Annotated in this window: 5 protein-coding genes; all 5 read left to right on the top strand. The window is 58.7% G+C overall.

Annotation, left to right across the window (positions count from 1 at the left end; translation table 11 throughout):
• The first annotated feature begins 34 nt into the window (after positions 1-34).
• The 5 genes from ASD00_RS15290 (at position 35) to ASD00_RS15270 (ending at position 9,515) form a co-directional block, all read left to right on the top strand.
• The gene (locus tag ASD00_RS15290; protein WP_057207419.1) at positions 35-2,233 is read left to right on the top strand and encodes a type I secretion system permease/ATPase; all 2,199 of its coding nucleotides are present in this window, start codon (positions 35-37) and stop codon (positions 2,231-2,233) included.
• Entirely contained in the window at positions 2,230-3,693 is a 1,464-nt protein-coding gene (locus tag ASD00_RS15285; RefSeq protein WP_057207418.1) for an HlyD family type I secretion periplasmic adaptor subunit, read from the top strand. The genes ASD00_RS15290 and ASD00_RS15285 overlap by 4 nt, the downstream gene beginning before the upstream one ends.
• Before the next feature lie 33 nt (positions 3,694-3,726).
• Positions 3,727-4,665: a hypothetical protein gene (locus ASD00_RS15280; RefSeq protein ID WP_348272068.1), complete on the top strand. Its 939-nt coding sequence runs from the start codon at positions 3,727-3,729 to the stop codon at positions 4,663-4,665.
• 554 nt (positions 4,666-5,219) lie between these two features.
• The gene (locus tag ASD00_RS41665) at positions 5,220-6,899 is read left to right on the top strand and encodes a flagellin (RefSeq protein WP_063963270.1); all 1,680 of its coding nucleotides are present in this window, start codon (positions 5,220-5,222) and stop codon (positions 6,897-6,899) included.
• Positions 6,900-8,024: 1,125 nt separating this feature from the next.
• On the top strand, positions 8,025-9,515 hold the full coding sequence (locus ASD00_RS15270) for an aldehyde dehydrogenase (protein ID WP_057207415.1): 1,491 nt from the start codon (positions 8,025-8,027) through the stop codon (positions 9,513-9,515).
• The last annotated feature ends 5 nt before the right edge of the window (positions 9,516-9,520 follow it).

Here is a 9,520-nt window from a genome sequence, read left to right as displayed (position 1 = left end):
TTCTCCATCAAGCTTCAACCAAAGCCAACCATTCATGGACAACGCGCCTGTCGGCCCCCACCATCCCTTCGTTTCGGAGTCCGAAGCGTTTGAAATCGATCCCGGATTGAAAGCACTCTGCCTCGTTGCCGGCTACTATCGCATTGCCGCCCAAGCTGAAGTCATCGCCAAGCAACTCGCGCTCGGTAAACCGGCGGCGGTTGATGACCTGTTGCGCGCCGCCAAACTCGTTGGTCTCAAAGCGCGGCTCGTGTCCGCCGTCTCGTCGCCCCGGCTCTCCGGGCTTCCGACGCCGGCGATCGCCTGTCTCGCCGACGGCGGCTTCGCGATCTTCGCCGGGGCGACGTCGACCGGGGGCCTGCGTCTTGTCAATCCCGAGACAATGGAAACGCGCGAAGTCGATGCTGCGGAGTTGCTACGGCTGACCGGCGGAAACGTCATCCTGCTGCAACGCAAGTTTTTGGGGGCAGGGGCATCGGCGACTGGGTTCGGCTTTCGCTGGTTCCTGCCGTCGATCTGGCGCTATCGCCGGTCACTCGGCCATGTGCTGATCGCCAGCCTGTTCATCCAGCTGTTCGCGCTGGTGACGCCGATGTTCTTTCAGGTGGTCGTCGACAAGGTTCTCGCCCACCGCAGCTATTCGACCTTGACGGTTCTCGTCATCGGGCTGGTAGTCATCGGCCTGTTCGACGTAGTGCTGCAGTATTTGCGCACCTATGCCCTGACGCATACGACGAGCCGCATCGATGTCGAACTCGGACGGCGGCTGTTCCGGCATCTGCTCAATCTGCCGCTCAACTATTTTGAGACGCGGGCAGCCGGCCAGACCGTGGCGCGCATGCGTGAACTGGAGACGATCCGGGAGTTCCTGACGGGGCAGGGGCTGTTCAGCGGCCTCGACTTCATCTTTGCCTTCATCTTCATCGCCGTCTTGTTTGCCTATTCTACGACGCTCGCCTGGATCGTCGTTGCCTCCATTCCCTTCTATATCGCCATCGGATTTCTCATCAGGCCGTTCCTGCGAGAGCGCATCGACGAGAAGTTCGACCGCAGCGCCTTTAGCCAGCAGCTCCTGGTCGAATCCGTCGTCGGCATGCAGACGTTGAAGGCATCGGCGATCGAGCCAGTCGTCGCTTCGCAGTGGGAAGAGCGGCTGGCCGCCTATGTGCGTTCGTCCTTTGCTGCAACCATGCTCGCCGCCAAGGGGCAGAATGCCATCCAGTATGTCAGCAAGCTGACGAGCGCTGCCCTGCTTCTCTTCGGCGCCCAAGCCGTGATCGACGGCAGCTTGAGTGTCGGCGCCCTGGTGGCGTTCAACATGATCTCCGGCCAGGTGGCACAACCGATCCTGCGTCTGTCGCAGCTCTGGCAGGATTTCCAGCAGGTGCAGATCTCGGTGTCGCGCCTTGCCGATATCCTCAATGCGCCGTCCGAGCCGCGACCGGCCCAGCCTGTTGCGCTGCCAAAACCGCGCGGTGGGATTTCCTTCAAGCATGTGAGCTTCCGCTATTCGCCGAACGGGCCCGAGGTTCTGAAGAACGTCGACCTCGATGTTCAGCCGGGCGAGGTCATCGGCATCGTCGGCCCGTCCGGATCCGGCAAGTCGACCCTCACCAAGTTGATGCAACGGTTCTACATCCCCAATTCCGGCCAGGTTTTTGTCGACGGCCAGGATATCGCCCAGGTCGATCCCGCCTGGTTGCGGTCGCATGTCGGCGTCGTGTTGCAGGAGAACCTGCTATTCAATCGAACCATCCACGACAATATCGCCCTTTCCAATCCGGCCATGTCGCGGGAAGCCGTCATCAAGCTTGCCCGGCTGTCGGGCGCCGACGAGTTCATCGTCAAACTGCCGAACGGCTACGAGACGATGATCGAGGAGCGCGGCGCCAATCTCTCCGGTGGCCAAAGGCAGCGGATTGCGATCGCCCGGGCACTCTCGACCAATCCGCCGATGCTGATCCTCGACGAGGCAACCAGCGCGCTGGATTATGACAGCGAGCGCATCGTGCTTGCCAATATGCGCCAGATCGTGCGCGGCCGAACGGTGATTATCATTGCTCACCGGCTGGCGACCGTCCGAGCCTGCAACCGCATCATCGGCATGTCGGAAGGGCGCATTGTCGAGGTAGGCAATCACGACCAGTTGCTGGCACGCAAGGATGGTCTCTACGCCCATCTGTGGCGGCTGCAGAACGGCATGTCGGATGTGGCTGCGGAGGCCCAGGCATGAGCCGTCCTTCAAGCCACCCCACGAAGCAAAGCAGCCGCGCCGACAACGAGTTTCTGCCGGCGGCAATAGAAATCCTGGAAACACCGGCGTCGCCGGTGCGAGCCGCGATGATTTGGCTGATCTGTCTGCTCGCAGCACTTGCACTGATCTGGGCCTATTTGGGAAAGTTCGACATTGTCGCGACCGCACAAGGCAAGATCCAGCCGGTCGGCCGGGTCAAGATCGTCCAGTCCGAGGAACCGGGCAGGGTAATCACGGCGAATGCCGTCAACGGCATCCGGGTGCAGAAGGGCGAGGTGCTTGTCGAGCTCGACCCGACAACCGCGCGGGCCGAGGAACAGGCACTGAAGCTGCGCCTTGACGCATTGCAGGCGGAGATCGTCAGGCGACAGGCGCAGCGAGACACCGTCGCCGCCTGGGCCAAGAGCGATCTGTGGGCGACTGCCAGTGGCCCTGCGTCTCTGCTGATCGCCTTCCCCAAGGAGACACTGGCCTCGACCGTCGAGCGTGAGCAGCAGCTCTACGACGCCGAACTGGCAAAGCTCTCCGGCGCGATCGCCAACCTGAAGGCCCAGTACCGCAAGAGCGTCGCTCAAGTTGACCGCCTCGAGCATACGATCGTTGCCCAGCAGACGTTCGTTTCCACCCTGTCCCAGCGTGTGTCGATGCGCAGCCGGCTCGTCGATGTCGAGGCCGGCACCAAGGCCGCGATGATCGACGCCCAGGAAACGCTGCAGGAGGCCGAGCGTGATCTGGTCAGCCAAAAGGGCGAACACCTGGAGGCAAAGACCGCGCTCGATGTGCTGAAGTCCGAGGCGGACAGCCAGTTCAGCACCTTCCAGGCGGAAAACATGCAGCGGCTGGCCGAATCCATGCGCGAGGCCGAGCAGGCTGTGCAGGAACTGGCCAAGGCGAGCCGGCGGCTGTCGGCCATGACCATCCGCAGCCCGGAAACCGGTGTCGTCCAGGCATCGGCGATCACCACTGTCGGCCAGGTGCTGACACTGGGAACCGAACTGATGCGGATCGTGCCCAGCGACCAGAGGCTGGAGATCGAAGCCTACCTGCCAAACCGCGACATCGGCTTTGTCGAGGCGAGCGACGAGGCCGTCATCAAGGTGGAGGCGTTCCCGTTCACCAGATACGGCACTCTGCACGGCAAGGTGATCCGTGTCGCCACCGACGCCATCCCCGAACCGGACGCTCGCCAGCTTGAGGAAATGTCATCCGGCAATCTGCAATCGACTGTTCCGGTCAGCAATGCCCAGCGGGTCCAGAACCTGGTCTATCCCGTGATCATCGAGCCAATCGAAACCGATATTCTGGTCGACGGCAAAGCGGTTCCTCTGGCGCCGGGCATGACGGTGACCATCGAGATCAAGACCGGACAACGTCGCATCCTTGAGTATTTGTTCTCGCCGCTGGCCGAAGTCGCCTCAGGCGCGATGAAGGAAAGGTGAGGCGGCGTTCTCGAGACACCCTGTGGCACGCGCATCGAGATACTGCCCAAACATAGCGGTGGGGCGGACGAGCTCGGCCGTGCTCGACGGCTTCTCATCCGAATGATCTCCGAGGCGTTGAACCTGACACCAAGGGTTGGTGGTAGTGCCTCGATCGAAGCCTTCGACCTACCAATGACCGAATGGCTGGCGGCTCATTTCCTGGAAAGGGCGTTGGAACTTGCGAGACCCTGCCCGCGGCAGGCCTACCAACTGGTGCAAACGCGCGAGCCGTTCCTGCGAGGAAGATTGGATGTCGCCCGACAGATTCGGGCCGCCGCGAGCGGCGGGCATTTCTTCCACATAACGCATGATCAATTCTCCCTCGACCGACCCGAGAACCGCCTCATTCGGTCGGCGATTGAGCACGTCGCGCGCCGAACGACATTGAACGCGAATTGGCGTCTCGCGCGCGAGCTTTCAATCCTTTTCTCCGACATACCCGAAAGCCAGGATGTGGGTGCCGACTTTCGGCGTTGGGTATGCACAGGCTGCCGTTCGCGGTTGCGCGGTTATCAAGGGTTCAGCATGCTATTTCCGATGGAGCGGCTCTTCGAGCGGTACGTGCTCGCGTCGTTGCGCATGACCGCGCCAAGGACGTTCGAGATCCTCCCACAACATGGCGCTCTGCATCTTTGCTCACAGGATGGCGACGATTGGTTCCGGATGAAGCCAGATATCCTGATCAAGAGCGGCGATCGTCGATGGATCATCGATGCGAAATGGAAAAGGTTGACCGCCGATCGAGAAAACAACCACGGCCTTAGTCAGGCCGACTTCTACCAGCTCTTCGCCGATGGTCAAAGTATCTCCAGGGCGATGGCGAGATGTATCTCGTTTACCCGACCGTCGACGATTTTCCCAAATTCGGCGCTCCCTTCGAACTCTCGGATGGAGCAGCGAAGCGCTCCTTACTCATTCCTCTCCAGCTAACCGGCAGACATCTCGGTCGCCGTACCTGCGCGCCCACCTAGTTTTGATGCTGTTCCAACGATGCTTCGATTTGGGTTTCCAAAAAGGAACCAGCATTATGAGCATCGAGTTTCGCCCCTCGGATTTGGTTCCCGCAGGCCTCGTCGCCGAACACATCACTCACATTGACGACGAGACCTGCATCCCGCTTCCCCGAGCCGACGCTACAGCAGCGAGTCCGGCACGTGGACGAACAGCTCGGACGGTTCGAAGTCGCTATTGCAGCCACGCTGCGGACCTTCCCCTCTCCGGTGGACGCGTAAGGCTCTTGCAATGCCGTGTTCCGCGGCAGACAGATATTCGAGAGCGGTTTAGCGATGTCCTGCCGCCCTAATGCCAGACGAACCGGGCAACTTGAGCATGTCGTTCGCCAAAGTTCATCGGAACTATTAAAAGTTGCAGCCGTAGTAACAAACGTGGCGTCGCGTTAACTCCACGTTAACTTAGTAAATGATTGTATCAGTTCATAAATCTTCACTCATGATGAGCAAAAAACCTTCAAGTTCGAGCATCCCATGACTTCGATTCTCACGAATAGGGCCGCAATTTCTGCGCTCCAGACTCTCCGTTTGATATCCTCTAATTTAGACCTAACTCAACGAATGGTTTCATCGGGCATGCGTGTCCAGGTTTCGGCCGACAACGCCGCATACTGGTCGATATCGACCACCATGCGCTCCGACCGCATGGCGATATCAGCCGTATCAGACGCTCTCGGATTGGGAGCGGCCAAGGTCGACACTGCATACGCCGGGATGTCGGCCGTCATAGACGTGCTCGCCGAATTCAAGGCCAAGCTCGTAGCCGCCAAAGAAGGTGGCATCGACAAGGCCAAAATCCAGACGGAGCTGGAACAACTCAAGGATCAGGTTCACAGCATCGCGACTTCAGCCAGTTTCAACGGTCAGAACTGGTTGAATACGGATATGTCCGATGTTGACTACGGGCCGTCGCCAATTCGCCCTGTTGTCTCTTCGTTCGTAAGGGATGCCAATGGGTCGGTCTCACTCCACACAACAGATGTCGACCTGACGCGTATCTCTCTGTTTGATGCAAACGGTGGCGGAATTTTACAGTCTAACCCTGCTGCCGCTTTCTCCTTGGGTGGCTTGGCTCCCAACCCACCCAAAGCATCCGGTTCTATGGGCTTCAGATTTAGCTTTCCTGGAAGCGTCACATTCTCCCCAACGGACTCTGTAAGCTTCGAGTTAGTTTTGGATTCGTATGGAGGCTCTCCAGGCGCGACTTTCCCTGTCACCATCGATTATGACTTTGTCAACTCAGCACTGGGCGTAACCAACGGAGAGGTCGGTCGGCCGGAGAGGTTTCAGACCGTGCTGTGGAAGAAGTTCGAGGAACTTGGCATTCCGGCACAGGTATCGAGCGGGGGGCATATCAATTCAGATGCAGGCTACGTGACGATCTGGTCGGGTGGCATTCCCGGTGAGAGCGTAAACAATGTTGCATTCGCCAACATTGTCTCCACACTTCCAAGCGGCGGCGCGCTTGGCCTCGAAGGTTCATCAACAGATTCTTATGGAACGGATTACGCGGTGACATCCATGGATTTCACCGATCCATTTCTGCTGTCGGAAACGGACAGCATATCCTTTGACGTCGCGGTCAATGGCGGTGTGCCTCAGTCCTTCACCATTGATAAGGCGGATGTCGATGCTGCTCTTGGAACCGCAGATGGTATAGTCGTGTCCGGCATCGAGATGGCAAGGATCATCGAATACAAGGTCGGTGGAATTGGGCTGAACTTCAGTGGGTCGGCTAATGCCGTATCAATTTCCGTCGACACGACGATCCATCCCGAAAAAGGTTCACTGTCGAACTTCACGTTTTCCAATGTTTCGGGAAACGTCACACCGATTGGCGTCGACTTTCTGGAAATCGACATCACGGGTTCCGCAAGCTTGGACCTGTATATACTTGCGATCGAAAACATGTCGCGAGACGCCGTAGATGGCGGCGCTTCCCTCGGCGCACTTCAGAAGCGCATCGAACTGCAGACCGAGTTCACCGCGAAGATGATGACGAGCATCGACAGGGGGGTCGGTCGTCTCGTCGACGCTGATATGAACGAGGCATCGACAAGGCTTAAGGCGATCCAGACGCAACAGCAGTTGGCGATCCAGTCCTTGTCTATCGCAAACCACAACGCCGAAAACGTGATGCAACTCTTCCGTTAACGAGGCAAATGGCCATACTCCTGGAGCGGATTGGTCCGCCCAGCGGCACGGCTACCGATAGGTTCGCCCGAAGAAAAGGCACTTCCAGCGCGGGCCTCGGAAGTAGTGGTAGTCGGTCACTACCCTTATTCTGCTTTCCGCCGATTAAATTTAGAGGCCCGCCACGGGCATTCCTTTGAGTGTACGATGTGGGATTCAAATTTGTTCACCTCGAACCCTGGAGCCGAAGGCCGACGACAAGGGCCGATCTGCCGTGCTCGTTTTCGACGAGGCAAGCCGCAAGCCGGTAGCGTCCGACCACGTCCCCAATCCGGATCCGCCGACAGTCATTTTATGGCCTTGACCTCAAACGAGGCGGCCGCCGCCGTGGCGCGACGACGGTGAAGGGCAAGCCTCGCAAGATTCGGCTCGACCAGAAGACGTTGCATACCCGAGACCCTGTCTGTCCAGCGCGAGCGATGGAGAGTACACGGAGCAGGGCGCCTTCTGATGAGATCAGATCCGGCAGGGCCTTCCCGGACACGAAAATCTTGACCCGTATTTCGTTGCGCCGCCTTGGCTATGGTTGGCTAGGTTCCGCCATGGTTGGGCCAGCGCCGCCATGCATCTGTGCGGTTCCCATCAAAGCTGAGGCTAGGAGTTTGGGTGCCTGATTCTCCATTGCTAGCTCTCCCCACGCAAATTCACCTGACCCTCCGATTTTCTCCGATCGATCGCGCTTTTGATCTGCTCGTATAGGGGCTGGTCTGCTGCCACTGGTTTCTCCAAAGTGATATCATTATTGCTAGGTTAAAAACACACCATNCGATCGATCGCGCTTTTGATCTGCTCGTATAGGGGCTGGTCTGCTGCCACTGGTTTCTCCAAAGTGATATCATTATTGCTAGGTTAAAAACACACCATCTTTGCTCTGATGGCAAGTGGGATTGTGACTTGAGTGTCAATTTTGCCTGAATATGCCCTAAAAGTAGGCGAAAGCCGTAAAAATAGCCAGAGTTGGCGCCAGGCTGCAATTTTTGCGGCTCTGTAATTCTATTCTTGACAGAGAATAAGAATGTCACTTTAAATCAATATGGATATCGATATGCAGCTGAAGCCGCGCCTCAGCTGCCAGGAGGAGAGAGCATGTCCACGCAAAGTCTGCCAAAACTGTCCATGTATATCGACGGCCAATGGGTCGCCCCAACCTCAGGGGAATATATCGAGACGGTGGATCCGTTCACGGGAAAGCCCTGGGCTTTAATCCCGCGCGGTAACCAGGAGGATGCGGATCGCGCTGTCCGGGCGGCTCACCGAGCCTTCACCGAAGGTCCCTGGGGCAGGATGCACCCGAGCGAACGTGGTCGCATCATCCAAAGGTTCGCCGTGCTCATCGAGGAGCATGCCGACGCCCTTGCTGACATCGAGGTGCGCGACAACGGCCGACTGCTCGAGGAGATGAGGCATCAGATCCGCTACATTCCACGATGGTACCACTACTATGCCGGCTACGCCGACAAGATCGAGGGTACGGTCCATCCCTGCGACAAGCCTGCGCTTAGCTTCTCGCGCCACGAGCCTCTCGGGGTCTGCGTCGGCATCGTGCCGTGGAACGCACCGCTGCTGCTATTCTCCCTTAAGGCAGCCCCCGCATTGGCGGCGGGCAACACGCTGGTGATGAAGCCCGCCGAATTCACATCGGCCACCGCACTCAAGTTGATGGAGCTGGTCGAGAAGGCGGGCTTTCCGACCGGTGTAATCAACGTCGTCACTGGCTACGGCCCTGAGGTGGGCGAGCCCTTGGTGACGCATCCACTGACCCGTCACCTGGGCTTCACCGGCTCGACGAAGACCGGCGCGCACCTCTATTCGCTGGCCGGGAAGGATGTGAAGCGCGTCAGCCTCGAATTGGGCGGAAAATCCCCCAATATCGTCTTTGGCGATGCCGATCTGGACAACGCGGTGCGCGGTGTCGTGGGTGGAATATTCGGTGCGGTGGGTCAGACCTGCATCGCGGGTTCCCGTCTGCTCCTGCATCGCTCGGTCCACGACCAATTCCTGGAGAAGCTCACCGCTTTCACGAAAACCGCGCGTGTGGGGGATCCGCGCAAACTGGAGACCCAGATCGGGCCGATCGCCAACAGCATGCAATTCGAAAAGGTGCTGGGTTATATCGACATCGCTCGCCAGGAGGGCGCTGAGCTCATCCTGGGGGGCAAGCGCCCTGATCAGGAAGAATGCGCCACCGGCTTCTTTATCGAGCCGACCATCTTTGCCGGCGTGAACAACGATATGCGCATCGCCCGGGAAGAGGTGTTCGGTCCGGTCCTTGCGGCTATCCCATTCGATGAGCCCGAAGAGGCTCTCGCCATCGCCAATGACAGCGAATTTGGCCTTGGTGCTGGGGTCTGGACCTCAGACATGCGACTCGCCCTGAAAATGTCCGAGCGCCTCGAGGCCGGAAGCGTCTGGGTCAACACCTATCGCGACATCTCCTACACCACGCCTTTCGGTGGCTACAAGAAAAGTGGCATCGGACGTGAGAACGGCGTCGCCGGGATCTACGAATATCTCCAGACCAAAGCCATCTGGCTCTCGACAGCCAAAGAGATCGCAAACCCATTCGTTATCGGCTGAAGCAG

This window comes from Ensifer sp. Root31 (assembly GCF_001424825.1).
GTDB classification, from domain to species: Bacteria; Pseudomonadota; Alphaproteobacteria; order Rhizobiales; family Rhizobiaceae; genus Ensifer; species Ensifer canadensis.
This window is presented reverse-complemented; position numbering and strand designations above follow the sequence as displayed.